The following is a 25,742-nucleotide window of genomic DNA, read 5'->3' as shown; positions in this document are numbered from 1 at the left end:
GGTCAGCTGCGCTTAAGATAAGCCTTCCCATAATGCCGCTCCATCCGCGCCTGAATCAGCTCCAGCGCAATGGACATCAACCAGTAAATAATCGCCGCCGTAGTCAGCATCTCAATATAGCGATAACTGGAACGCCCATAAGACTGCGCCAAAAACATCACCTCCCAGACGCCCATCACCGAGATCAGCGAGGAGTCCTTGAGCATGGAGATGAACTGGTTGGTGGTCGGCGGGATGATAGTGCGCATGGCTTGGGGCAGGGTGACGCGCCAGAAGATCACGGTTTCGCTCAGGCCCAGGGCGAGGGAGGCTTCGCGTTGGCCGTTGGGGACGCCGAGGATGCCGGCGCGGAAGATTTCGCTCAGGTAGGCGCCGTAGTTCAGTGACAGCGCGATGATCCCGGCGGCAATCGCACCCGGGACGACGCCCAGTTGGGGCAGGCCCAGGTAGATCAGCAGGATCTGGATCAGCAACGGCGTGCCGCGAAAGAATGACGCGTAGAAACTGGCAATGCCGAACGCCACTGCGCTGCTGGACAGCCGCGCCAGGGCGGTGATGAAGCCCAGCAGTGACGACGCGACGATCGAGCACAGGCATAAGAACAATGTCAGCGCCGCCCCCTGCAAAAAGCCATTGGGGGCCAGGTGCACGCCGAGCAGGTTCGGCAGTTTGTCCAAAATGATGGAAAACTTCAGGTCGAAGCTCAGGAAGAAGCTCGCGAACAGCACCAGCATCGCTGCCCAGGTCAGGTACAGCCGGGTGCGAAAGCCGAAGAATTTTTGCAGGCGTGACTCAGCCACCGGTGGCGGCGGCTGAGGGGGCGGAAAAGAAGTCATTGAGTAATGTCGGCGCCGATCCATTTCTGCGAGAGTTTGCTCAAGGTGCCGTCCTGTTTCAACTGGGCGAAGACTTCACGCACCCGGCTGTCCCATTGGGCGTCGCCTTTTTCGATGGCGACCGAGTTTGGCTCGGAATACAGCGGCTCGCCGGCCAGTTTGAAGCGCTTGTCTTCGGTCAGGCGCGGTTGGGCGGTCACCAGGTTGGTCAGCACCGCGTCCAGGCGTACCCCGGCGCCGAGGCCCAGGTCCTGGAACGCTACGTTGTCGGTATCGTATGGAGCGACCTGCACATCCTCGAACGGATAGCTCAGTTGGGTATCCTCGGCGCCTTCGATCACCAGGTTCTTGTTCAGGTAACTTTCGTAGCTGGAGGCGCTGGTGAGGCCGACTTTCTTGCCGCTCAGGTCCTTGGCGCCATGGATGCTGTTGTCCTTGGCGTTGACCACGATTACCGCAGGCGAGGCGTAGTACTGCACTGGGAAATCGAACACTTCGGCGCGGGCCTTGCTCGGCGTCATGGAGCAAATGCAGATGTCGTAGCGTCCGCTCCAGTGACCGGCTGCGATCACGTCCCAGGACGGGGTTTCCAGACGCAGCTTCACGCCCAGTTTCTGCGCCACGGCCTTGGCCACGTCGACGTCGAATCCGTCGAGTTGGTTCTGATCGTTGAGGAACGAGAAGGGCGGATAGCTTTCCATCAGCACACCGACCAGTTCTTTTTTCTGTTCGATGCGATCCAGCGTGACGCCGGCGAGCGCTTGGGAAGAGGCAGCCAGAAGAGTCAGGCCCAGGGCCAGCAATGGTTGGAATTTCATGTGAGGGCCCTGTTAGAAAAATAAGTTGTAGTTCGCTGAATGGTGCGTATTAAATAGTTATAAGAACAACTCCGGTAGTGAGTATTTTTCATAAGCTTATGAGTGAATCGCATATGGGCGCAGCAACGACAGTCATTCTCGATGGCGGCATGGGCCGCGAACTGCAACGCCGGGGCGCGCCGTTCCGGCAGCCCGAGTGGTCGGCGCTGGCCTTGAGCGAAGCCCCCCAGGCAGTGGAGGCCGTACACGCGGCCTACATTGCCAGTGGCGCCAACGTGATTACCAGCAACAGCTATGCGGTGGTGCCGTTCCATATTGGCGAGGCGCGATTCGCCGCAGAGGGCCAGGCCCTGGCGGCGCTGGCCGGTGAGCTGGCCCGGCGGGCGGTGCAGGCTTCAGGTAAAGCGGTACGGGTCGCCGGATCGCTGCCACCATTGTTCGGTTCCTATCGCCCCGACCTGTTCGACGCGTCCCGCGCCGGTGAACTGCTGGCGCCACTGGTGGCCGGCCTTGCGCCGCATGTCGATTTGTGGCTGGCTGAAACCCAGAGTTCCACCGTCGAAGCGCGGGCGATTCACGCCGGGTTGCCAAAGGATGGCAAGCCGTTCTGGCTGTCGTTCACTCTGAAAGATGAAGACACCGATGAAGTACCGCGCCTGCGCTCCGGTGAGCCGGTGGCGGAGGCGGCGGCGGTTGCCGCTGAGCTGGGCGTCGAGACCCTGCTATTCAACTGCAGCCAGCCGGAAGTGATCGGCGCGGCGATCGATGCCGCGCGCGAAACCTTCGAGCGCCTGGGCGTGAAGATCCACATCGGTGCCTACGCCAACGCCTTCCCGCCGCAACCGAAGGAAGCGACGGCCAACGATGGCCTGGATCCGCTGCGCGAAGACCTTGATCCGCCGGGGTACCTGCAATGGGCGGCGGATTGGCAGAAGCGCGGCGCCAGCCATTTGGGTGGCTGCTGCGGGATCGGGCCGGAGCATATTGCGGTGCTGGCGCAACAGCTGGCCTGAAGCTGTCGAGAGGGTCACCTCGATGGGGCCCTGTGGCGAGGGAGCTTGCTCCCGCTGGGCTGCGCAGCAGCCCCAAGATCTAAGCGGTTGCTGTGCAACCGAGCGGGAGCAAGCTCCCTCGCCACCGGATGAGATCCTGCAAGCTGACGCATGGCATGGAGGACATCCAAACTTACGCTTTTCTCCGAGCCCGCCAGCCACCCCTATACATATGTATGTCATTGACGATCGAACGGCGCGATAGGGTCCCAGCCTTTATCACAACCGGGACACGTGAATGTCTGTCTTTTCTGAACACGAAACTGGCGCGTCAGCCTCGGTTTCTGCTGCGCGCTTGAAGCCCATCAGCCTGTTAGCCAACGGCGTTCGATTCCAACCGCACGCTTTCGCCGATCAATGGTTGGGCCAGTGGGGCCTGACCGGCGACATGCAGGTCAACGTCACTTACCAGGAAGTCGAGACGGTCGACTCCGCCGCTGTTGCCAAGAGCACGTCTGTGCCGTTGCGGGACGCCGTAACCCAAGGCTTCGTGCTCGCCCATCAAAGCAGGGCGCTTGCCTCCAGCCACTCGCCGCGCGAAGGCTGGGTTTACCCGCACATAAGCCATTTGTCCGTGGACTTCCCGTCACTGCGGGTCAACGGCAAGGTGCCCGCGCAAAACGTCATTCAGCAATTGCAGAGCGGCATCGCGCCCGGCTACCAGGGCGTCGGACAGCCCGTCATTAACGAGGTGGATGCCCAAGGCAACCTGCTCAGTGCCCATGAAAAAGAACAAGTCAGGCAACTGGCGCTGCTGGACACCAACCAAGTGAAGCTGGCGCGCTTGTTCGCTGGTCTTCCCACGTTCGACTCGGTGCTCAAGAACCTGCTGGTCAGCCGGATCAAGGCGAAGTTCCCACAAAGCACATTTCGCGGTGCAGTGTTCCAGCACATCGACCCGGATCATTGGTACGTGAACCGCGTTAGCGTCGATTCAATAGGCGGACGTTCATTGAGCGCTTCGCAATCGTTCACCGATGAAATATTGAACTGCCTGGCGACCGATACACCGCCCACCTACTCGGTGGACAGCGTGGGTTTTTTTATCCGTCCTGACTCGCTGGAGGAAGCGGACAGCGTCTTTGCCAAGCCGCTGGATAGCAAAACTGCAGCGATCATGGAAACTGTCTTCTATATCGCCGAACCGACAACCGATGACGGCTTCAAGCGTCAGTTCCGTGAAGACCTGGTCAACTTTGGCCAAGGTGAAAACGGCGCAGACGTTCTCGACACGCCTACCCCGTCCACCGTCCGAGAGAGCCTCGCTCAGCTGCTGTCCCGACGTTTCCTGCATCTGTTCGACCTGTACAAAATCGATCGAGATCCAACCATCCAACTGGACCAAAGTGCGCGAACCCTTCAGCGCGAAGAAGACCGCCTGCTGGACCTCATCACCACCCATCCGTCCCAGGCCGACAGAAGCCGCTTACTGCGCGCGCCCGTCCCGCATGTCTATGCCGTCATGCTCGATATGGGCCCTGCGGCACCGCGCACATGGCCGGCGGCGATGGTGATCAAGCGCACGGATCAGCCCTGGTTGTTCCTGTATTCATTGGAAAGCGGTCTGCAGCGATTCAATGCCTTCCAAGACTTGCTCAACAACGTAAACCCCATTCACGAAGGGCAGAAACGCAACATCCAGGATATTTCCACTGAGTTGTCGGGGCATGTTTTTGAAGTGGCAGCGGATGCGTTGTTGCGGCTTCAGGGTGCCTCCTTGGAGGCCTATCTGAACGCGCCGCAAAACCAGACGGCCGCTTTGGCGGCCTTTGCGTTAAACGCTGAAGATGCGTTGGATTTGCCCATGCTTTCGCTTGCCGGGCCGCTGGCGGTTCGTCAGGAAACGCTGGTCGAAAACAGCCGCGCCGCGTTCTATAAAAGCGCGACGCGGGCGGAAAAAACCAACTATCGCAACCTGGAAACACAAGTGCTGGACGCCGCCTATGCGCTGGGCAACAGCGCCATCCAGACCTTGTTGCAATTCACCCGCCAGAGGGCAAAGGAGTACCTGCAAAACACCGTGCATCCCGGCATCGATCCCGATCCGGACCAGACCTTGGTCACGCTTTTCCAGGGCAATCGCGCCAATCCCAATCAGTCCCGCATCAGCAGCCTGACCCAACTGATGCTCGATAACCTGCGCCCGTCCCAGTACCCGAACGCCATGCGCGAAGTGCTGAGCGCCTACCTGATCGACCCGGACGGCCAACGCATCCGCAACCCGGCCAACGGCTATTTCGTCACGCTGACCGGGCGTGAGCTAGCGCGGATGGTGACGAGCATTGATGCCGGTGGAAGTTACCAGGCCATGCTCAAGGTGCGGATGAATAAGCCGGACTACAAGAAAGCCTGGCAGACCGCTTATCTCGCCAACCTGAAGTTCAAGGGCTTCGAGGCTTCGCTCAAGGGCGGCGAAGTGTTCAAGAGCATCGTGTTAGACAAGGCTTTCACGCCACCGAAACCGACCAGGAAAATCGCCCTCTGGCTGGACGCTGTCCTGCGGTCGCCATCGGCAGGGCACCGCAGCCCGGTCATGGGCCGAGCGGTGCATGTCTACGGTCTCGTCCTCGGGGGCAGCGTGGATGCGGGAGGGCAGCATGGGCGGATGGCCAATGCAATCAGCATCGATGGGGCGCTGATTTTCTCCGACCAGGACGGGCCAGATATCAAGGGCACCGTTGGCGTTTATTTCCCGGATGCACCCGAAGGGGAAGATTTCCACGAGTTTGCCGATCTGAGCGACGGCGTTGCAGCGTTGTTGCCACGGGAGGATTGGCAGGCCTATTTTCGGGCGCGCATTTCCACGAGCAACCTGACAGAGATCAAACGGACATTGGGGCAGCAGGGCGGACGGCCCTTGATTCGCGGCGCGTTGATTACCGGCGACTTGCTTGAGACCCTGCATCAAGCACACGTTCATTTCCAGAGTGCTCACGCCGATCATCGCTCCAACAGCAACCGGGATGTCCGTCATCAAACCTATGGTCGGCTCGGGCAGGTGGTGATCGAGATCGTCCTGGAGCTGGCCGGTATGTTTTTGGCACCCGGTCTCCAAATGCTCAAGAGCGCAATCAAGACGGGCTTGCTGGTGTACAGGACCGGGGCCATTCCGCTGAATTTCAAAACCCTGGCGTTGGTGCATGCCGTGGCGAACCATGGCGGATGGCGGCTGGCCACGGGCGTGACGGTGCCCACACGAAGCCAGTCGTTTTTCCGCGCGGTAACGGCGCGCCAGGGCCCGGACGAGGCGGCGACGGGGCTGCCGTTGGATGCCGCGATCTATGGTCGTTATGCCGTGGCGGACACCTCGGTGATACGAGGAGTGACTGCGGACGCCCGGGGTTTTTATCGCGCGACCGTCAGCAACGTGGCCACCGGCAGCGTCACGGCCCGCCCCGTGTACGTGCGGCAACCTGATGGCACCGTGTTCCGGGTGCATGACGCGACGAAGCTGAGCGCGACCGACGCCACCCTGGTCGACCCGGTGACGGCATTGGACATCCGCGCCAGTGGCGTGATGAGAAGTACCGTGGCACGGATGTCCGATGGCGAATGGCGCGCCGTCGGGTTTGGTCGGGGCGGTGGAAAACGACCGGGCGATCCGAACCCCCAGCCGGGCCCTTCGAAACCCAAGAAACCGGCCCTTTCGTCCGCCGTACTTTCCACGCAGATCCGTACGCCGGGTACCTGGAACAATCAGCTCATGGATCTGATTCCGTCGATCATGACGCGTCTGGCCAATTGGCCGCAAAACCGAAGCCTGCTGATCATCAACGAACAGAGTCCCGAGCATCTCTGGTCAGTGCGCTTCACCCCTGGGCAAGACGAAACCATCTATCCACTGGGCAGCCATCCGGATCGAGCGGACACCGATGTCGTCCTGAGTCGACAGACCCAGGACCACTACAGCTTGGTGCTGGGTGAGGAAATCGTGGAGATCCCCAGCGACGGTGATTGTTTTTCAATGCCGTTTCCCGTGGGCTGAACGCAGGACTGGCCCGGGATACGTTCTCGATGCAGGGGTTGCGCAACGAAGTGGCCGGTTATATCGAACGGCATCCACAGGTCGGGCAATTCGTGGCGACGCCACCCACCAGGACACAACAGGCACTCGTTGAGAATGCGCCTTCGTTGACCAGCCTGTTGGGCCAAGAGGCAATGCTCGATCTTACGCGGATCGTCTATGGCACGCCTAACCCGCATCGCTTGTTTCAACCGACCTTGCGCTACCTGGACCTGCATGCAAACAGTGCCGTGCGCAGGGCAATCACCGAAAAACCATCGTCCAGATTACCGCCCGAGATCCTCCAGCAAGTCGGGCACATGCTCTCGTCCAGGCCTCCGGCGAGATTGAAGGCAGGCATCAGCGCGCCTTTTTCCGGGCAGGACAGGCAATCCATGAAGCGAGTCTTCGAGGACCTGCTGGTGAGTCCTGTCGAGGGTCGGTTGGTCCAGCAACTGCTCGATGACCGGTATCTGCTGATTTCCAATGACGTGGTCCATATCCTGCTTGAGTACGGCGTCACGGCCAGACAATTGCTCGATCACCACCCCAACAGCAGTTCGGCCTATGTCATGCACGACGAGGCGCTGCACGGGCATCTTGATGAAGGCCAGCTTGAAGCGCTGCTCGACGGTGCCTATCTGGTGGACAGCAACGATCTGGATGACGTAAAGGATCTGCTCGCGCGTGATGCCGGCAAGGATGTCGAGGACGTCTCCGAGCTGTTTTATCATTTTATATACACCGACACGGCCGAGCGGACAGTCGACCTGCTGAGGACGGCCCTCGGGCGTTTTCCGACTTTGCTGAGGCGCGCGAACTTTCTTTTGAGGTCGCGGGTTATCGCCAATAACCTGGGTGGCATGCTGCGTGTGAATGAACTCGCCAGGTGGATACGCAACCCGGCACTGTCCGACAGGCGTTATCAGATCATCGCCGAGTATGCCGACACCCGTTACGCCGAAATGCAGAGTATGGAAAGTATCGACATTGACTGGATGCAACTGTTTGACGATCAGAACCTGCAAAGTATCGTCACTTACCAGCAAAACCTGATCGACTTCGTGAAGTACCTCGGCACCGGTCGGGAGAACATCGGCAATATTGATGTGCCTGCCGTCGCGAATCTATTCAGCCCGCCGGGACAGATGCCTTCCAATAGCCGAGTCGCCATCCTGTTCAATACGCCCGGCATATTGGGCCGCCTTCAAAGGATACGACCGGATTACGCCATGCAAATCTGGCTCGATCTGATCGGGCCGCACTTCAGCGACGCGAGTATCAGCCAAGTGCTCGGACGATCCGGTTCGCTGCGCTCTGAGCTGGACTTTGCGATGGCGCTGAGAGAAAGCCTTGGAAAAGACGAAGCCCGTGCCAATCGGATCATTCAGAACCTGCTTTCCGTCGGCCAACGCCGGGCCCAGCAATACCTCTATAACTTCGATTTTCCAACCAATCGCCTAGGCCACAGCCGCTTGGATTTTGCCGTGTACCTGGAAAGCCATATGACCATCCCGGACTGGGCCTGGCAGTATGCAAGGCCGGGCGTGACCCGCGACTCGATCAAGCAGATTGGTGAGCTAAGGCCCAAGCCTGAGTGACGATTGCCTGCTCGTGATGATCGGGCGGTGCGGTTGGCTGTATGGCCGCCATCGCGAGCAAGCTCGGTCCCACAGAAGACCACCGAACCAGCGGTCCACGAAGCACCCTGTGGGAGCGAGCCTGCTCGCGATAGCGCCCGGTCAGTCACTCAGAACTTGTGACCGACACTCCACCAACCCCCGCACCTGCCCACCCTCGCGCTGATTCTCTTCACTCAACCAGCGCTCGAACCCTGCCGCGATCGCCGGCCATTCCGAGTCGAGCATCGAATACCACGCGGTGTCGCGGTTCTGTCCCTTGACCACCATGTGCTGGCGGAACACGCCTTCAAACGTGAACCCCAGCCGTTCGGCGGCATATTTGGAGCGGGCATTGCCGTTGTTGCACTTCCATTCCAGACGGCGATAACCCAGGGCGAAGGACTCCTTCGCCAGCAGATAAACCGCCTCGGTACTTTTCGGCGAACGCTGCATCGGCGCGCCGAAAGTGACGTGGCCGATCTCGATGCGGCCCTGGGCCGGCACGATGGACATCAGGCTGAGAATACCCTGCACATCGCCGCTGGCGCGGTCGATCACGCTGAAGAAGTACGGGTCGGTGTTGGCTGCGTGGTTTGCGAGCCATGCATCGAATGCGCCGCGATCCTTGAACGGGCCGTAAGGCAAGTAATCCCAGAGCTTCGGGTCGGCTCCGGGACCTTCGAGGGCTTGCCAAAGGCCATCGGCATGGCGCGCCGGATCGAGTTTTTCCAGGCGGATGAACCGCCCTTCGAGCCGTTGCGCAGAGGGCGCCGGGGCCCCTTTCCAATCGGCGAGTGAAATCGACATGCTGCGCTCCTTACAAGGCTTTGCGAAATTGGATGAAGCCTGGACGCTCGGCGATGCGCTCGTAAAGCTGGATCGCGGTCGCGTTGGTTTCGTGGGTCAACCAGTGCACTTTGCAGCAACCGTCGACTTTGGCGGTGCGGTAGACGAACTCGATGAGCTGGCGGCCGACGCCAGTGCCACGGCACTGCTCCGTCACCAGCAAGTCTTGCAGGTAGCAGGAGTTTTCGATGCTCCAGTTTGACCGGTGATAGATGAAATGCACCAGGCCCACGGCCGTGTCGCCGTTCCAGGCGAGCGCCGCGTGGGTTGGCTCACGCTCGTCGAGCAGGCGTTGCCAGGTGCTCTGGCTGACCGCGTCTGGGAGTTCGGTTTTATAGAAGCGCAAATAGGCCTGCCACAACGGCAGCCACGCGGCGTGGTCGTCTGCGCTGACGAGGCGGATTTCGGTCTGGCTCATGTTCACTCCTTGGGCAATGATTCGGGCATCAGGCGGGCGAGCGCCTGGTCCTGCGGATCGGGGCTGGCGGCGAGGCCGCTGCGCACACCGGCGGTATCTGCCGGGGCGCGGTTCTGGCTGAGCTTGCGCTTGCCTTCCAGGCGTTGGATGGGCAGGGCGAAGCCGACGATGGCCTTGAGCATGCTGTCGATGTACTCGGCCGGAGCGTCGTCGATTTTCCATGGCTGTGCGCGGCCGCTTTCGTGGCGGTCGGTGAGGGCGCCGACCAGGTTGCGCAGGCGATGAGCGTCGCTGAATACTTCGGCGGTGCCGTAGGCGTGCACGGCCAGGTAGTTCCAGGTGGGCACGACTTTGCCGTGCGCAAGTTTGCTCGGGTAAAACCCCGGGCTGACGTAGGCGTCGGCGCCTGCGAATATCACCAGGGCCTCGGCGCCGGCTTCCAGGTCGCGCCATTGCGGATTGGCCCGGGCCATATGGCCATACAGGCTGCCGTTGGGGCCCTGTTGCGTATCCAGCAACAGCGGCAAGTGGCTGGCCTGCAAACCGTGTTCACCCTGAGTGATCAATACGGCCAGGCGGCAATCGCCCATCATCTGTTGCAGTTGGGGCAGGTCTTCGACAGCAAAGGCTTGGGGGTTGTACATGATGATTTTCCTTGGCGAATGCGAGCATCCTAGGCAGGCTATTGGTCTGTTGTAAGAGCCACTTCCGACCAATTCGATAGGTCCATTCGCGAGGGCTGTCATGAATAACGCCGTGCCGCCACTGTCATTCAACCCTGCCGGAATCGAACTGGATCGCCGCCATGGGCTCAGTCGCCAGCTTTACCAGGCGCTACGTGCGCGGGTGCTGGACGGGCGCCTGGCCAGCGGCACGCGTCTGCCGGCCAGCCGAGACCTGGCGGCGGCCTTGTCGATTTCCCGCAACAGCGTGGTGCGGGCCTACGATCAGCTCTACGCCGAAGGTTTCATCGAAGGACGGGTCGGCGATGGGACTTACGTGGCGAAACTGTCTTCCACAGCGCTGCCGCTGAAAAACATATCCACAAAAGTGTCCACAGGGTTTTCAACAGGCTTACCCACAGCCTTATCCACAGATTGGCTGGATTTGCCTGTGATTCCATCCAGTAAAGTTATCCACAGCGACGCTTTGAATCGCGTCGAAAAACACTTTCTGGCCCAGCCCCCCAGTGGTCCGCCCAAGGCTTTTCGGGTCGGCGTTCCGGCCTTCGATCTGTTCCCTTTTGACGTCTGGGCCAAGCTGAACGCGGCTTTCTGGCGCAAACCGGACCTGCAGCAACTGTGTTATGGCGACGCGCAAGGGGACGCCCGCTTGCGTGGCCTTATTGCGGCGTACCTGCGCAGTTCCCGAGGGTTGCAATGCACGGCTGAACAAATTGTGATCACCAGTGGTGCCCAGCAGGGCATCAGCCTTTGTGCACAGCTGCTGGTAGACCCTGGCGATGTCGTGGCGGTGGAGAATCCCGGCTATCGCGCGGCCGGTCATGCGTTTTCTGTCGCCGGTGCCGACGTGCAAGGCGTGCCGGTTGATAGCGATGGCCTCGATTGCGCGGCACTCGGTAGCTTGAATCGCTGCCGGTTGGCCTACGTGACGCCGTCTCACCAATACCCGACCGGCGTGGTCATGAGCCTCGCCCGACGGCTGGAACTGCTGGCCTGGGCCGAGCGCAACGACGGCTGGATCGTCGAGGACGACTACGATGGCGAGTACCGTTACAGCGGCGCGCCACTGGCACCCTTGGCGGCGCTGGATCGCCAGGGCCGTGTGCTTTACGTCGGCACGTTCGGCAAAGTGGCGTTCCCGGCCCTGCGCCTGGGCTATCTGGTGCTGCCCCCTGGCCTGGTCAACGCCTTCGCCCGGCGGCGGGCCGTGGATGTGCGCCATTCCGAAGTCAGCACCCAGGCGGTCATGGCCGAATTCATGGCCGCCGGGCATTTCCAGCGGCACATCAGGCGCATGCGCCGGGCAGCCCTGACCCGCCGTGATGCGCTCTTGGCCGGTTGGCCGAAGGGCGTTGCGGGCGTCGGTGCCATGCCCACGGTTGTGGCCGGGCTGCACGTCACCGTTGCGGTGGACAGTATCGAGCGTGAGCGCGAGCTGATCGCGCAAGCGACCGATGCCGGGGTCGAAATCAACGGTTTGAGTGGCTACTGGTTGCCCACCACAACGTTGCCGGTGCGTGCCGGGTTGGTGCTGGGCTTTGCCGCCGTGCCACCCGCGGCGATTGGCAGCGCGCTGGCGAGTCTGGCAAAGGCGTGGAAGGCTTGATCGCCGGGCATCCGCCGATGCCCGGTTTCGCCTTACGACCGCTGTTTCGCGAAGAACACTTCCTTGGCCTGGTCCACAGCGATCTCGCTGCGATAAAGGTCGATCAGTTGGCGCTGACTGAGCTCCTTGGCCGACTCACCGGCTTTTTTCGCGCTGATTTGCTCCGGTGTTTTCAAACGCCCGGACAGGTAGGTATGGGCGGGGACCCAGTCCGTTGAATAACGGAAGTCGGCGAACCACAGGGTTTTGTTTTCTTTCAGGTCCTTGATCTCATAACGGTCCAAATAACCGTAGGGGGCTTTTTTCAGCCGTTGCCGGTTTTTCTGTTTGGTGATCGAAATCTGGTTTCGGCTCTTCAGCCAGATAAGGCTTTCCATGGTCGGCGCCCGCTGCTTGACGACGTTCAGTACGGTTTCGAATCCTTCTTCATATAACGCCTTGGACATTTTCTTCAGTTCCGAACGGGTAGATTCGGCCTCTCGCCGGACGTCCGCGGCAACCCCTACCGTTTCGTTCGAAGCGTTGTCCAGCGCCTTGGTGATGGCGATGCCAACCTTCTCCATCCGGCTGGCATGGGCGTTAAGAATGATGCCGACCCCGGTGGGCGAACGGCTCGGCGTCTTCATGTAGGTTTGGATCTGCGCCTTGAACGTGGTCAATCCACCGATCAGGGCCTTGCCCTTTTCGATGCTGGTGGTCAGCGCTGGGACGATCGCGGGAAGGGCGGCGTTCAAATGAGGAACCCACTCGCCGGTTTCCTTGCGATGGAAGGTGGCAATGATCGTGTCCGTGAGGGGATTCTTTACGTCGACCCAACCCGTTTCCTCCTTCATTTTCGAGAGACGGGGTTCGCCGCTGACGAGGCCCCAGAAACGTGCCCGAATGAATTTTTTCCGCGGCCTGGGGCGCGCCTCATACGGGCCGTCGGTGCTTCGTCGGTTGCTTCGCTCGTCCAGGGCCCAGGCCAGGTGACGCAGCGCGCGTTTCTTGATCGTACCGATTTGCTTGCCCAGTCGATTGAGTTCGGGCGGGCGGACATTGTCCTTGTATTCGGTGCTCAGGTATTGGAGGTGCTCTTCGATGGCCGTGAACTGTTCTGTCAGGCTGCCGAATGTATCGATCTGCTCGTCCAGCCGGATCACGCTACGCTCGTCGATGGCATCGTGCAGGCTCTGGTACGCGACCGTGATGTTGTCGACGAGCTGGTTAACGTCTGACCAGGCTTCAGGCACGGTATTGACGCTGTCCAGTGTCAGGCAGATATGCCGGTACATATCCAGCTGGATCAGGCGAATGGCGTCGCTCTTGTAGGCCGGCATCTTGGCACGATGCTCACGAAGGAAATCAAAGCCTTCGCGCCCCAGTTTCTTGAGGCTGGTAAAGCGGGTTTCCATGTAATCCAGGCGTTCGACCATGTCATCACCGACCCGGATCATCGCATCGGCCGCGTCGATGTGCTGCTGCTGCACTTCCTCGACACCCGAGGTGACCATGTCCAGGGACTCTCTCAGGGCGGGAATAAACCGCTCCTGGAGCGCGTCGATTTCCTCGAAGGTGAAATTGATTTGTGCGTTAAGGTAGCCCAGCCTGGCTTGCGGGGCGTCGGGCCTGGATTCGAAGACAGGCCATTCGGTCAATATCTTCAGCGCCTCTTCGTAGCTTTCCCGCTGGGTTTTCAAGGTGCTCAAATAAACGATGCGCTTGAGCTCCTTGGCAGAACCCGACGCCTTGTTCATTTCCTTGGCGTTCATGGTCAGCAGCTTCTGGCTCTCCGGTTTTCGTTCTTCAAAGCGGTTCAGTTCCGCCAGCAGTTCAACGCCCAGGCTTCTGGCGTCGGCGATGACTTTGTGCCGGGCACCCTCCGATCCGCTGCCGCGTAGACGCAGGCGCGTGTCGACCTGCCATTCGCCATACATATGCCTCATCAGGGCCGGGCCCGTGCGCTTGGGGTCGTGCTCGTCAACGATGGCAACGTGATCGCCTTCTACGGTCACCTTGAACCATTTGTCGGCCATCTTGGCGAACCAAGCCTCGTCCTCTTTGTACAGGCCCTTGAATGGACCTTCGCCCTTGAGCTGTTCGGCGTGTGCAGGCTTGTTGATGCTGAAGCTCTTGAGCAATTTCGCCCGCTCGCCGGACTTGCCTGCCAACGCGCCGCTGTAATGAATGGCGTCATAGTGTTCAGGCGGCAGCTCAGTACTTTTCAACGATGCGAGCTGCTCGATGACGGGTTCAGCTTTCGCCTGGCTCTCCAGTTCGGGCGCCACTTGCTGCGCCTCCGTCTGACGACTGCGAGTGTTTTCCCGGGCGCGGTCGATAGCGTGGGCGGTGATTGCCATGGCCATGTTCAACAGCAGGTCGACAAACGCCTCCCACGTGGCCTGGCTGTCGGAGGTTTCATCCGCCTGGGTCAACGTTTCGGCATCGTCCAGGATCTGCCAGAGCCACGTTGCGGTGCCGACAGCGGCGCCGAGGTAGGGCAGGGCCAGGTTGAAAATCATCCAGCTCGCCTGTTTGAACGTCTGCCAACGGCTTTCGCTATTGGATACCGATTGGCGGTCGGCAAGCTCGGTCAGGGCCTGGGCGTTGGACTTGAACAAGTAGGGCAGAAAATCCGCGCCCAGGGTCTGGTTGCTCAAGCTGACGGGGGCAGTGTTGGTCCAGGCCGAAAACGGGTCCGTCGCGAACTCCACAATCGCCCAGGGCGAAGGCATGGGCCCCGGGAAAACGTATCGGCTGTAGGTTTCGCGCACCCCATCGGGCAGCCACGCCAGCACCGACTGGCGCAAGGAGGCTGTTTGCCGGATCGCATAAATCAAGTTGCTGGGCGTCGGATACTGGCTCAACTGCGGTTCCAGCAAAGGCCGGTAGAGCACGCAGGGGCCGGCGGCCAAGTCTTGTGGGCCGATCACGAACATATTCGTGACAACATCCCCTGGGTCGCTCGATGCCTGGCCGGATACGAACGCCAGTTTGCGCAGGACAATGGGTTGGCCATCGACCTTGCGCTCGGCTTCTTCGGGCTCCATCAGGGCGGCCACATAGCGGTAGCCCCGTTCATCCATATTGCCCTGGCCGCGGATCTTGCTCTCCAGCGCCAGCATCGGTAATTGGATGCGCAACTGGGAGACATACAGGTTTTCACGACGGGTCGACTCCGTCGTATCGCCCAGCAGCTTGCGCTTGATCAGATCGGGATAAACGCGACCGATATCGATTTTGGTAATGAGTTTTTCGACATAGTCGACGGTCATCCATTTAGGCAGCGCGTTGTCACCCACCGAATTGACTGCCTTGTCGCCAAGGGGAAGCGCAATCAGATTTTGCAGGGCAAGGTCAACGAGGTTGAACCGGGTGGTTTCGATTTTGCCGGGCACAACGAACGTGCCCCAGACCACGGGGCTGCGTATCTGCATTTCGATCTGTTGCGGGTCGAGCGTCGCGGCGTCGGCATGTTCCGATTGCATCTGCCGCTTCAGCTCGTCCAGTGCATAGCGCTTGATGGTGGGGATATCGTCCAGGTAGGTCTTGCCGGCATGGGAGCTGCCCAAGGCCGACAGATTCTTCATGTGTTGGGCGAACAGCGCCTGGTCGGAGGCTGACGCTTGTTGCAACCAGTCAGGCATCTGTTTTTCGAACCAGGCCCCGTCAGGGCCGGTCTTTGTGTTCGTTGCGCTGTTGGCTGGCTGTTCGCTCTCGTCGACGATAAACCCTCTGAGGATATCTGGCGAACCGAGGATTTGTATCTGGGCGTCGATCAATCCGCAGGCTTTGTGATCGAAGATGTTGCCGTCGGGCTCGTAAAGCCGCCAGCGAATTTTCTTGCCATCCAGGTTGCCCAGAAGGTCTGGCAAGGTCTGCCCCAGCGCCCGCAGCGAATCGAACTTCTCATAACCACGGCGCAACGAGTACGCGAGGATGGTCTCTTCTTTGTCGATGTTGCCGATCAGGACCACCAGGGAATTGTCGATCAGGCGTATCGTCTTTTCGCCGAAGACCTCGCTGATGTCCACCAGATACGCGTGGGTGTCATAAGGGTCATTGGCCTTGCGGTCCTGCAGGTCGGGGTAAAGGAACAATTGCCGGGCCATCTCGCATTCGCCCGTCGTCCAGCCCTTGACCTCCTGAACGTCCCAGAGCCTGTGCAGCATGCTGGAAAGCCCATGCCAGCGAGGCGGGGCAGTGCCAAGCGCGGTGTTCCAGTACTCCAGTTGTTGTTCCTGGCAGGCAGGCACCATGACAGGGGTAAGCTCGTTGATCAGCCTTCCGATCTGGCCGATACGGACCGGCAGGTGCACTTCGGGTGAGGCCAGCGGCAAATGAGTCAGAAAGTGAAAACCTTCGATCAGCAACGTCGCAGAACTCTGCTTCATCCGTGCCGCGAGCATGTTGCTCAGGGTTTGATAGCGGGTGGGGAGTTCTACGATCTCGTCGTCGATGATGGCCCAGTCCGGCTCGCCGACCACGGTGTTGTTCGGATCGAGGTGAAGGTCGGGGTATAGCTTCTTGAGGGCGTTGCGCAAAAGGGCGGCGGCGACCTCCGGTGATGTCGGGCCGGCAAGCAACTGGTTGAGCACTGCATCGCCGAGGTTCGCGTTGGGCGTGGCGGGGCTCGTGCTGGTGGTGGTTTGCGTCATCTGAGTCTTCCTGTCTCGCGATATAGGCAATCCCGCAAGCGAACGCTTCGGGAACGCCATGCTAGGGCGCGGCGCGACAGGGAAGGTGGTAACTATGTATATGCCGAGGAGGTCGTTGGGGCTGAGCCGAGCGTTCAATCGACAGACAAGCCCTGTGCCAAGGGAAAAGCCCCCTGGCTACAGGGTTGTGCACGCCGGGGCGTATTTATTGCCCGGACTTGATCCGGGTCCAGGCTCGTGTCCGCGCCCGCTCGGCGTCCCTTGGCAAGGGTTGTAAGGTATACAACGTGGCCATGGCGGCCTCGGTCGGGTACAGGTTGGGGTTGCTGCGGATCGCCGGGTCGACCATTTCGGTGGCGTCTTTGTTTGGGTTGGGATAGCCGACAAAATCGCTGACCGGCGCGATCACCTGAGGTTGCAGCAAATAGTTGATGAAGGTGTAGGCGTCGTCCGGGTTTTTCGCGCCTTTGGGAATGGCGAGCATGTCGAACCAGATCGGCGCGCCTTCCTTGGGCAGACGCATGTCGACCTTCACGCCGTTCTTGGCTTCCTTGGCCCGGTTGGCCGCCTGGGAAAAGCTGCCGGAGTAGCCCACCGCCACGCAGATATCGCCGTTGGCGATGTCGGCCATGTACTTGGACGAATGGAAATAGGCGATGTGCGGACGGATCTTCAGCAGCAGCGCTTCGGCCTTGGCGTAGTCCGCCGGTTTCTTGCTGTTGGGGTCCAGGCCCAAGTGCTGCAAGGCCAGCGGCAGGATTTCCGAAGGCGAGTCGAGCAACGCCACGCCGCACTGCTTGAGCTTGCTGATGTTCTCTTCCTTGAAGATCAGGTCCCAGCTGTCTACCGGCGCGTTGTCACCCAGGGCCGCCTTGACCTTGTCCGGATTGAAGCCGATCAGAATGGTGCCGTACATATAGGGCACGGCAAATTTGTTGCCCGGGTCGTTGGCCTCGATCAGTTTCATCAGCTTGGGATCGAGGTGGTTCCAGTTAGGTAACTTGCTGCGATCCAGAGGTTGGAACACGCCGGCTTCGATCTGCTTGGCCAGGAACACGTTGGACGGCACCACCACGTCGTAGCCGGAATTGCCCGTCAACAGCTTGGCTTCCAGGGCCTCGTTGGTGTCGAAGATGTCATAGACCAGCTTGACCTGGCTGTTCTGCGCCTTGAAATCTTCCAGCGCCTTGGGCGTGATGTAGTCGAACCAGTTGTAGACACGCAAGGTGCGCTCTTCGGCCTGGGCAGCGCCGCAAAGCAGGGTGGCGCACAGGGCCGGAGCCATTAAACGCTTGATTCTTTTCATGCTGTTATTCCTCATTGGGCGCTTTGAAAACCTTCGAGAACGTTCACCGCATTTACGCCGATTTCTGCCACCGCGTAGCCGCCTTCCATCACGAACAGCGTCGGCTTGCCAAGCGCCGCGATGCGCTTGCCCATCGCCAGGTAATCCGGGCTGTCGAGCTTGAATTGCGAGATGGGGTCGTCCTTGAAAGTGTCCACGCCCAGGGACACGACGATGACATCGGCGTCGTAGCCCTGGATTTCAGCGCAGGCTTGCTCCAGCGCGGCGCTCCAGGTGTCCCAACCTGAACCTGCGGGCAAAGGGTAGTTGAAATTGAAACCCTCGCCGACGCCTTCACCGCGCTCGTCGGCGTAGCCGAGGAAGAACGGAAATTCGAATTCCGGATGACCGTGGATCGAGGCGAACAACACGTCGCTGCGTTCGTAGAAAATCGATTGGGTGCCGTTGCCGTGGTGGTAATCGACGTCGAGGATCGCGACTTTTCTATGGCCTTGGTCGAGGAACGCTTGGGCGGCGATGGCGGCGTTGTTGAGGTAGCAATAACCGCCCATCAAGTCGCTGGCGGCGTGGTGTCCCGGCGGTCGGCACAGGGCAAAGGCACTGCGGGCGCCGCGCTGGATTTCAGCCTGGGCGGTGAGGGCGACCTGCGTTGCGCTGTAGGCCGCTTGCCACGTGCCAGCGGTAATCGGCGCGCCGCCGTCGAAGCTGTAATAGCCGAGTTGGCCGTGCAAGCTTTTCGGAATGACCGCGCGCAGGGTCCGCGCTGGCCAGGTGAAGGGCAGCAAATCGCCGTCACGGTGGTGTGCCGCCCAGCGATCCCAGGCCCCTTTGAAGAATTCCAGGTACGCCGCGCTGTGGATACGCTGGATCGGCGCGAGGCCGAAATCCTGCGGCGCCTCCACTGGCCCCAGTGCCTGAGTCTTGACCCTAGCCAACACATGATCGGCCCGGGACGGCATTTCGAAGCAGGGCATCAGTTGCCCGTCCATTAACTCGCAGCGTCCGTGGTGCAGGTGGTGATCGTCTGAGTAGATCGTCAGCATTGTTGTTCTCCGCAGGGCTGATCCGTTCAGCCACAGTCTTGCGGCACGCGCAGTTTCAGAGAACGACGGGAGAGGCCAAAAGGGGATCAAAACGGCCAAAAGATTTGACCGTAAATCGCCCCTTGTTGGCGCGGGTGTGCGCGGGGTTGGGGCATAGACGATGCTTGTACGGCTGCCGGCAACCTGTGGCGAGGGAGCTTGCTCCCGCTCGGCGGCGCAGCCGTCGCAGACCGGGTGATGCGGTGTGCCTGGAAGCGTGCGTCAGCCTTTTTGGGGCTGCTGCGCAGCCCAGCGGGGATAAATCCCCTCACCACAGGTTGGTGGTGTTGCGGTTAGCGTGGGTCGACGTTATCCAGCGCTCGGTTCGCCAGTAATGAGCTCAGTTCGATCAGTTGCAGGATGCCTAGGGCAACGTGACGGCGGGAGCCTTCCAGTTCGAAGGCAAGGTCGTTGACCATCGCATCGGCTGAAGCGAGGGTTTCGCTGAGGTTGGTCAGGAGGATTTCGTTGTCGATGTCTTTTATGACGGTGAAGAGCTGGCCTGGTTTGGTCGAGTCTTCAGGTTTTGTTTTCGGCGACAGATAGAAATCCAGGGCACGCTCGGCAGCTTCGTCGAGCTTTTTGGTTTTGGATTTGGTTTGCGAAGGAGTGGGGGCCGCCTCCGGCGGATTAGGTGTAGGTTTGAACATGGTGGAGCTCCTTTCGTAAGAGGCACCATCACCGTCTGCCGCCAAGCAGATGGGGTGACGGATTACACAAGGTTGGCGGACCGGAACGAAAGGAACCCGGCATCCCCGAAGGGATCCTTGCGCAACCCGCCATAACATGGGACTGCTAATGCTAGAGGCATCGCAATCACATTGAGGGGCTATGCGCCTTTCGTGTACCGGGCCGCCAAGCCCGACCACTGGTGAGCAGTGGCAGGGAAACGATAGGGCCCGGGGGCAAGGCGCACAAGCCGGCGGATTCTGGCGTAGTTGTAGGCAATGGCGCAAGGATGTGTGGCTTGTCGGAAGCGTGGCGGAGAGAGAATAAACAAGGCATCCGTAATGCACTGGGACTCGTGGCGAGGGAGCTTGCTCCCGCTCGACGGCGCAGCCGACGCAGACCGGTTGCTGCGGTGTGTCTGGAAGCCAGCGTCAGGACTTTTTGGGGCGGCTTCGCCACCCAGCGGGAGCAAGCTCCCTCGCCACGGGATTGAGGGTGTAGCGGGTATAGTGGATAGACGTTATCCAGTTGCACGGTTTGCCAACAATGAACTCAGTTCGATCAGTTGCTGGATGCCGAGGGAGATGGAGCGGCGGGAGCCTTCCAGCTCGGAGGCAGTTCGTTGACCACCGCATCGGCAGATGCCAGGGTTTCGGTGAGATTGGCGGGCAGAGCTATTCGCCGTCACCGGACAAACACAAAAAAGGCGACCAAGGTCGCCCAGTTCTCACTTTGTCTTGGTCTTACGCACTGGCGGAAAGCTTGGTCTGACGCGAACCAGCGAGCGCACCCTCTGGCTCATCGGACGAACCACGACGGATGCGGTCGAGCATCCGCAGATCCATCGAGCTAGTCACACGAGCTTTGCGCAAGCCGCGCACGTACAAGCAGCCAAAGGTGTCTTGCCCTTTGTGCTTGCCGGCCTTACCGCTTTGGGTTGCTTTCAATTTGCTCATTTTTCGATCACCTCTGAAATGATGCTATTACTCATCAAGAGTCAACACAAGGCGCCGTTTACCATCTGGAACTCGTTCTCGACGTATACCGGGACTGCTCCGGGCAGTGGGCTATCGATTTCAATGAGTTCCGCTCCGATGATCTTGCAATACTGAGTAACGGCAAGCACGCAAAGTTCTATGACTCTTCTCTTTAAAGGATGCGGGCGATCCTCCCGTTTGGGATGCCCCTCCAGTAATTTGATTCGCACAACAGCGCGTTTGCCGCTGGGCGTGGCGAAGCATAGGCCACACAGTAAGTCCCCGTACCATAGCGCGAGATCGAGATGCCGGGCATCGCTTTTGATGATCCCCGGAGAATCATGCCAGGGGAAACCATGGTCTGACTCCCATAGATCAAATTGTTCGAGTGCGCGAGTATCGATGTATCCGAAGCGCACCAGTGCGAAATCAACCTCACCTGCTCGTTCAGGATCTGCTGATTCTTGCGCTAGCAATGCCAATAGCTCATTGGAAGCTGTGCGGGCAGCATTGGCATAAGCTCTCCACTCCTCATATTTGCGCCGTGAAACTCTTGCCACTTCTCAATCCTTGGTTTCAGCGAATTTGTCGCCCTTCTGTGCACCGAGACCCTGCTAGCGAGGCTCAACGTTGTCCGGCACCCGGTTCGCCAGCAATGACTACTAAGCCCGACCACTGATGGGCAGTGGCAGGGAAACGATAGAATCCGGGAGCAAGGCGCACAAGCCGGCGGCTTCTGGCGTAGTTGTAGGCAATGGCGCAAGAGTGCGTGGGTTGGGCGAAGGGCGGCGGAAGGAGAATAAACAAAGCATCCATAACGCACTGGGACCCGTGGCGAGGGAGCTTGCTCCCGCTCGGCGGCGCAGCCGTCGTAGACCGGTGATGTGGTGTGCTTGGAGGCATGCGTCAGGACTTTTTGGGGCGGCTTCGCCACCCAGCGGGAGCAAACTCCCTCGCCACAGGGGTTGGTGTTGTACATGAAAGCGGTGTTTGCCCAGCAGGTTCAGGACCTGAACTGACTCGGCGCCACCCCGCTCCAGCGCACGAAAGCATGGCGAAAGCTGGCTGTTTCACTGAAGCCCAGCCTTTCGGCAATCCGATAGATCGGCAATTGATCCTCGCAGAGCATCTGCTTGGCCCGTTCGAAGCGCAGTTCGTCGAGCAGTTCTTGATAACTGCAACCTAGCTCCTTGAGGTGCCGGCGCAAGGTGCGCGCCGAGCAGTTCATGTGTTCGGCGAGGCCGTCGAGGCCGGGGGCGGCGTCCAGTTGGGCGTCGAGCAGTTGGCGGATCCGCCCTAGCCAGGCTTGGCGGCCGGTGAATTCGGTGTTCTGCCGGCGACAGCGTTCGGCCATGGCTTGGTGGGTGATAGGATCGGCCAGGGGCAATGGTTGTTCGAGCCAGTGCCGGTCGAAGGCGAAAGCGTTGTCGATGCTGTCGAAGCGAACCGGGCAATCGAAATGCGCCTTGTAGCGCCCATGGTAATCGGGCGCCGGGTGTTCGAAACGCGCCGCGCGCAGCGGCAAGACACGGCCGAGCAGGTCGTTGCAGATGACCTTCAGCGAAACCATGCAGAACTCGGCATTGAACGCCGCCAGGGCCGGGTTCTCGCGATAGTCGCTGGCGCTGAACCAGACGGTCTCGTTGTCCGCTTCCAGGTTGAGGTCGAAGAGTGTTCCCAATAACGCCGGATAACGCAGCGCCAGGCGCAAAGCGTCACCTAAGGTGGCACTGGTGAGCAGGGCGTAGCCGAGCATGCCGTAGGACGAAACGTGCATGCGCAGGCCCAGTTCCAGGCCGATGTCGCGCTTGAGCGCCACGGCGTTGGCGCAGACCTGCATTTCCTGATTGGTGGTGATGCGCGTGTCGGCCCGGCTCAGGTCCGCCGCGCTGATGCCGCTGCCGGCCAGCAACGCCTCACTGGATAGCCCTTCGTTTTTGAAGGTGTTGAGGACCAGGGAGACGGCGTTGAGGGTGGTGAGGTGGGAATGAAGCATGTTCGTTTCCAGCCTTTGGGAGGCTGGGAACGGAGCAAGTTGTGTGCCGGGTACTTTGGTATGACGTCGCTTTTGTGGCGAGGGAGCTTGCTCCCGCTGGGCTGCGCAGCAGCCCCAAACAGGCAACCGGCTCTATTCAGGTAAAACGGCGCTGTCTGCTTTACGACTGCTGCGCAGCCGGGCGGGAGCAAGCTCCCTCGCCACAAAAGCCCCTCACTACAAGTTGATGCGGGGCCGTGTCAGCTCAGTTCGCCACACAGATCCAGCTCAACCAACCGCCGAACCTCGTCCACCGGCAACCCTGCGCCAATCAACGCCTGCAACTTGCCGAACACCGCCTCGCGCGTCATGCCGCCGCCGGACAGCACACCGACGCCACGCAAGCGGCTGCCAGCCTCGTACACATCCAGCTCCACGCCGCCTTCATGGCATTGGGTCACCGCCACCACCACCACGCCGCTGTCCCGCGCCCGCTCGAGGCTGGCGAGGAACGCCGGGTTGTCGCTCGGCCCGGTGCCGCTGCCGTAGCACTCCAGGACCAGGCCCTGGATACCGCCGCCGAGCAGGCCATCGAGGATCTCAGCGCTGATGCCGGGAAACAGCGGCAATACCGCGACATTGGCCAGCTGCTTGGGCTGGTTGTAATTCAACTGCGCCGGCAGCGAAGAGGCTTTGACGCCGCCGCCCTGGCGCTCCAGGCGCTTGAACGGGTGACGGCCGAAGCTGCGCACCTTGGCGCAACGGGTCGGCGCCAGCAGCTCACCGTGGAAGTACAGGTGTACGCCCGGGGCCAGGCCTTGACCGAGGGCGACCAGTGCGCCGCTGAGGTTTTCCCAGGCATCGCTGTCGGTCACGCCGGCCGGCAGCATCGAGCCGGTGAAGCAGACCCGGGCATGCAGGCCCAGCAATTGGAAACTCATCGCCGCCGCGCTGTAGGCCAGGGTGTCAGTGCCATGCAGGATCAGTACGCTATCGCAGCCCTGCACATCCACAGCATCAACCACCGCTTCGCGCAGCTGTTGCCAGTAGGCCGGGGTCATGTTGGCGCTGTCGATCAGCGGCGACATTTCGCGAAAACGCCATTGCGGGATGACGAGTTCGGGCTGGCTGTGCAGGTAGTCGCGCATCCGCGCTTCGAAACCGGATGCAGGTGCCAAGCCGTGGGCGCTGGCTTGCATGCCGATGGTGCCGCCGGTATAGAGCACCATGACGTGCTGGGCAGCAGGGTAGGTCGAGGAATTCATGGTTGTTCTCCGAGGACGAAAACGGCAGCTCTACTTCGCTGCCACAACATAAGGCCGAGCATGACGCCGACCTCAGGTTGTGTCACGCCGGGCGCAGGGGGGGCGCCCGGTTTTTTCCAGACAGCTTGTTACCGGTCAGCGTTGCGCTGCGGTCACGCCCGCGGTAGCGGCGTCAGGCTGGGCAACCGGTGCCGACGGGTTGGCAGGCCAGGCCTTGCGGTCCAGATCCAGGTCCGGAAACTTGCTGGAGTCGAAGACCGGAACCTTGATGCCGGCCGAACGCTGGTCGTCGTAGTCGCGCAGGATGCGCATGCCGACCTTGAACAGCAGGAACAGCGCGATCAGGTTTACGAACGCCAGCAGCGTCATGGTGATGTCGGCGAAGGCGAACACGGTGCTGAGGTTTTCGATGGCGCCCCAGAAAATCAGGACCAGCACCAGCGCGCGGTAGCCGATCAGTACCTTGCGGTTGTCGCCGATCATGAAGCGCAGGTTGTTCTCGCCCAGATAGTAGTTGTAGAGGATCGAGGTGAACACGAACAGGGACAGTGCCACGGAGATGAAAATCCGGCCCCAGTCACCCACTACGGCCGCCAGGGAATTCTGGGTCAGGGCAATGCCATCGCCTTCGAAGCCTGGGGTGTAGAAACCCGACAGCAGAATCAGCAGCGCGGTGCAGGTGCAGATCACAAAGGTGTCCAGGAACACGCTGAACGCCTGTACCACGCCCTGTGCCACCGGATGCTCGACCGAGGCGACAGCGGCCACGTTAGGCGCACTGCCCAGGCCGGCTTCGTTGGCGAACACGCCGCGCTTGACGCCCATGACGATGGCGCTACCGATCAAGCCGCCAAACGCCTGGTCCAGGCCGAAGGCGCTTCTGACGATGGTCGCCAGCATGGCCGGTACGTGGTCAAACTGCAGCACGATGACATAGAGAGTCACGGCGATGTACGCCAGGGTCTTGACCGGTACCAACAGGTCGGCAACCTTGGCGATACGCTTGATCCCGCCGATGAACACCAGGCCCAGCAACACCGCCAGGCCCAGGCCTGTATAGGTGGTGTCAAAGCCGAAGGCGTTGTTCAGGGAATGGGTCACCGCGTGGGCTTGCAAGCCGTTGAAGGCGAAGCCGAAGGTGACCAGCAGCAGGAACGCCATGATCATGCCCAACCAGCGTTTCTGCAGGCCGTGTTGGATGTAATAGGACGGGCCGCCACGGTACTGGCCTTCGGAGTCGCAGCGCTTATAGAGCTGGCCGAGGGAGCATTCGAAGAAGCTGCTGGACATACCGACCAGCGCGGTCACCCACATCCAGAACACCGCACCTGGGCCACCGAGGGTCACGGCGATGCCGACACCGGCGATGTTGCCCGCGCCGACACGGCCGGCCAGGCTGAGCATCAGGGCCTGGAAGGAGCTGAGTTGGTCAGAGCTGCTTTTCAGGCTGTCACGGAATACCGTGAACATGTGAAAGAAGTGACGGAACTGGACGAAACGCGAGCGGATCGTGAAGTAGCCACCGAGCCCGACAATGAGCACGATCAGCACTTTCCCTGATAGGAAGTCGTTGATGACTTCGAGCATGAGTATTCCTCGCTGTTTTTTGTTTAAGCAAATGCTGGCCATTTGGAAACATCGCGTTACATCGGTCGGCGCGCGGCCCGATATTTGAGGCGAAGTTTCGTCCCGGTCCACTTTCGCGGGTTTGTTATTAGTTCGGTTTTCGCATGTTTAAAGGTCTCGTTGCGGGCGACCGCTCATGCGAAGAGGGGCGGCACTATACCTATCAGTGCGGTGCCCGTCTGCACAGTTGTGGTGCGTCCGACGAAACGGACCCGTTGAAACACCTGGCCTTTCGGTCAGGTTCTTGTGGGGGCGAGCTTGCTCGAGTTGGCGGGCGACGCGGTTTACAACGGGCAGCGCGTCGTCGTTTATCGCGAGCAG

At 60.5% G+C, this 25,742-nt stretch carries 18 protein-coding genes and 1 pseudogene; 4 read left to right on the top strand and 15 right to left on the bottom strand.

Annotated elements, in window-relative coordinates:
- Positions 1–2: 2 nt before the first annotated feature.
- Both PFLQ2_RS00390 and PFLQ2_RS00395 read right to left on the bottom strand, forming a co-directional pair.
- Entirely contained in the window at positions 3–836 is an 834-nt protein-coding gene (locus tag PFLQ2_RS00390) for an amino acid ABC transporter permease (RefSeq protein WP_003187095.1), read from the bottom strand.
- The gene (locus PFLQ2_RS00395) at positions 833–1,654 is read right to left on the bottom strand and encodes an ABC transporter substrate-binding protein (protein ID WP_003187093.1); all 822 of its coding nucleotides are present in this window, start codon (positions 1,652–1,654) and stop codon (positions 833–835) included. The genes PFLQ2_RS00390 and PFLQ2_RS00395 overlap by 4 nt, the downstream gene beginning before the upstream one ends.
- A gap of 113 nt (positions 1,655–1,767) precedes the next feature.
- Here PFLQ2_RS00395 and PFLQ2_RS00400 point away from each other — a divergent pair, with 113 nt between their 5' ends.
- The 3 genes from PFLQ2_RS00400 (at position 1,768) to PFLQ2_RS30785 (ending at position 8,310) form a co-directional block, all read left to right on the top strand.
- Complete coding sequence (locus PFLQ2_RS00400) at positions 1,768–2,667, top strand: homocysteine S-methyltransferase family protein (RefSeq protein WP_003187092.1); 900 nt, start codon at positions 1,768–1,770, stop codon at positions 2,665–2,667.
- A 277-nt stretch (positions 2,668–2,944) separates the two neighbouring features.
- A complete protein-coding gene (locus PFLQ2_RS00405) occupies positions 2,945–6,691 on the top strand; it encodes a dermonecrotic toxin domain-containing protein (protein ID WP_003187090.1) in 3,747 nt (1,248 codons plus the stop codon).
- A complete protein-coding gene (locus PFLQ2_RS30785) occupies positions 6,661–8,310 on the top strand; it encodes a hypothetical protein (protein ID WP_003187089.1) in 1,650 nt (549 codons plus the stop codon). Before PFLQ2_RS00405 ends, PFLQ2_RS30785 begins: the two co-directional genes overlap by 31 nt.
- Positions 8,311–8,451: 141 nt before the next feature.
- Here PFLQ2_RS30785 and PFLQ2_RS00415 read toward each other — a convergent pair whose 3' ends face one another.
- From PFLQ2_RS00415 to PFLQ2_RS00425, 3 genes are read right to left on the bottom strand one after another with little or no spacing between them, the layout of a single operon-like run.
- The gene (locus PFLQ2_RS00415; RefSeq protein ID WP_003187087.1) at positions 8,452–9,138 is read right to left on the bottom strand and encodes a GNAT family N-acetyltransferase; all 687 of its coding nucleotides are present in this window, start codon (positions 9,136–9,138) and stop codon (positions 8,452–8,454) included.
- 10 nt (positions 9,139–9,148) lie between these two features.
- On the bottom strand, positions 9,149–9,595 hold the full coding sequence (locus tag PFLQ2_RS00420) for a GNAT family N-acetyltransferase (RefSeq protein WP_003187086.1): 447 nt from the start codon (positions 9,593–9,595) through the stop codon (positions 9,149–9,151).
- Positions 9,596–9,597: 2 nt separating this feature from the next.
- Positions 9,598–10,239, bottom strand: coding sequence for an FMN-binding negative transcriptional regulator (locus tag PFLQ2_RS00425; protein ID WP_003187085.1), 642 nt, complete (start codon positions 10,237–10,239; stop codon positions 9,598–9,600).
- A 100-nt stretch (positions 10,240–10,339) separates the two neighbouring features.
- Between PFLQ2_RS00425 and PFLQ2_RS00430 the strand changes: the two genes are divergently transcribed.
- Positions 10,340–11,884 carry a PLP-dependent aminotransferase family protein gene (locus PFLQ2_RS00430; RefSeq protein ID WP_003187083.1) on the top strand — a complete coding sequence of 515 codons (1,545 nt, stop codon included), beginning with the start codon at positions 10,340–10,342 and terminating at the stop codon, positions 11,882–11,884.
- Positions 11,885–11,916: 32 nt separating this feature from the next.
- Here the strand turns inward: PFLQ2_RS00430 and PFLQ2_RS00435 are convergent, their stop codons facing one another.
- The 10 genes and pseudogenes from PFLQ2_RS00435 to PFLQ2_RS00470 all read right to left on the bottom strand — a co-directional run bounded on the left by PFLQ2_RS00435 (position 11,917) and on the right by PFLQ2_RS00470 (position 25,382).
- A complete protein-coding gene (locus tag PFLQ2_RS00435; RefSeq protein ID WP_003187080.1) occupies positions 11,917–16,521 on the bottom strand; it encodes a dermonecrotic toxin domain-containing protein in 4,605 nt (1,534 codons plus the stop codon).
- Positions 16,522–16,726: 205 nt separating this feature from the next.
- Positions 16,727–17,827 carry a polyamine ABC transporter substrate-binding protein gene (locus tag PFLQ2_RS00440; protein ID WP_003187078.1) on the bottom strand — a complete coding sequence of 367 codons (1,101 nt, stop codon included), beginning with the start codon at positions 17,825–17,827 and terminating at the stop codon, positions 16,727–16,729.
- A gap of 11 nt (positions 17,828–17,838) precedes the next feature.
- The gene (locus tag PFLQ2_RS00445; protein WP_003187076.1) at positions 17,839–18,870 is read right to left on the bottom strand and encodes a histone deacetylase family protein; all 1,032 of its coding nucleotides are present in this window, start codon (positions 18,868–18,870) and stop codon (positions 17,839–17,841) included.
- A gap of 332 nt (positions 18,871–19,202) precedes the next feature.
- The gene (locus tag PFLQ2_RS28305) at positions 19,203–19,559 is read right to left on the bottom strand and encodes a DUF6124 family protein (RefSeq protein ID WP_033046357.1); all 357 of its coding nucleotides are present in this window, start codon (positions 19,557–19,559) and stop codon (positions 19,203–19,205) included.
- A gap of 548 nt (positions 19,560–20,107) precedes the next feature.
- Positions 20,108–20,250 (bottom strand): annotated as a pseudogene (locus PFLQ2_RS31130) (DUF6124 family protein); the annotation flags it as partial.
- Between the two features lie 71 nt (positions 20,251–20,321).
- The gene (locus tag PFLQ2_RS00450; protein WP_003187072.1) at positions 20,322–20,534 is read right to left on the bottom strand and encodes a hypothetical protein; all 213 of its coding nucleotides are present in this window, start codon (positions 20,532–20,534) and stop codon (positions 20,322–20,324) included.
- A gap of 41 nt (positions 20,535–20,575) precedes the next feature.
- A complete protein-coding gene (locus tag PFLQ2_RS00455) occupies positions 20,576–21,115 on the bottom strand; it encodes a hypothetical protein (RefSeq protein ID WP_003187070.1) in 540 nt (179 codons plus the stop codon).
- A 443-nt stretch (positions 21,116–21,558) separates the two neighbouring features.
- Positions 21,559–22,551, bottom strand: a complete 993-nt coding sequence (locus PFLQ2_RS00460) for an AraC family transcriptional regulator (protein ID WP_003187067.1) — start codon at positions 22,549–22,551, stop codon at positions 21,559–21,561.
- A 239-nt stretch (positions 22,552–22,790) separates the two neighbouring features.
- Complete coding sequence (locus PFLQ2_RS00465) at positions 22,791–23,795, bottom strand: asparaginase (RefSeq protein WP_003187066.1); 1,005 nt, start codon at positions 23,793–23,795, stop codon at positions 22,791–22,793.
- Positions 23,796–23,930: 135 nt separating this feature from the next.
- The gene (locus PFLQ2_RS00470) at positions 23,931–25,382 is read right to left on the bottom strand and encodes an alanine/glycine:cation symporter family protein (RefSeq protein WP_003187064.1); all 1,452 of its coding nucleotides are present in this window, start codon (positions 25,380–25,382) and stop codon (positions 23,931–23,933) included.
- Positions 25,383–25,742: the final 360 nt, after the last annotated feature.

This window comes from Pseudomonas fluorescens Q2-87, from assembly GCF_000281895.1.
Taxonomy (GTDB): domain Bacteria; phylum Pseudomonadota; class Gammaproteobacteria; order Pseudomonadales; family Pseudomonadaceae; genus Aquipseudomonas; species Aquipseudomonas fluorescens_S.
Note: the sequence above shows the minus strand (reverse complement) of the source record. Positions and strands in the feature narration are given on the sequence as shown.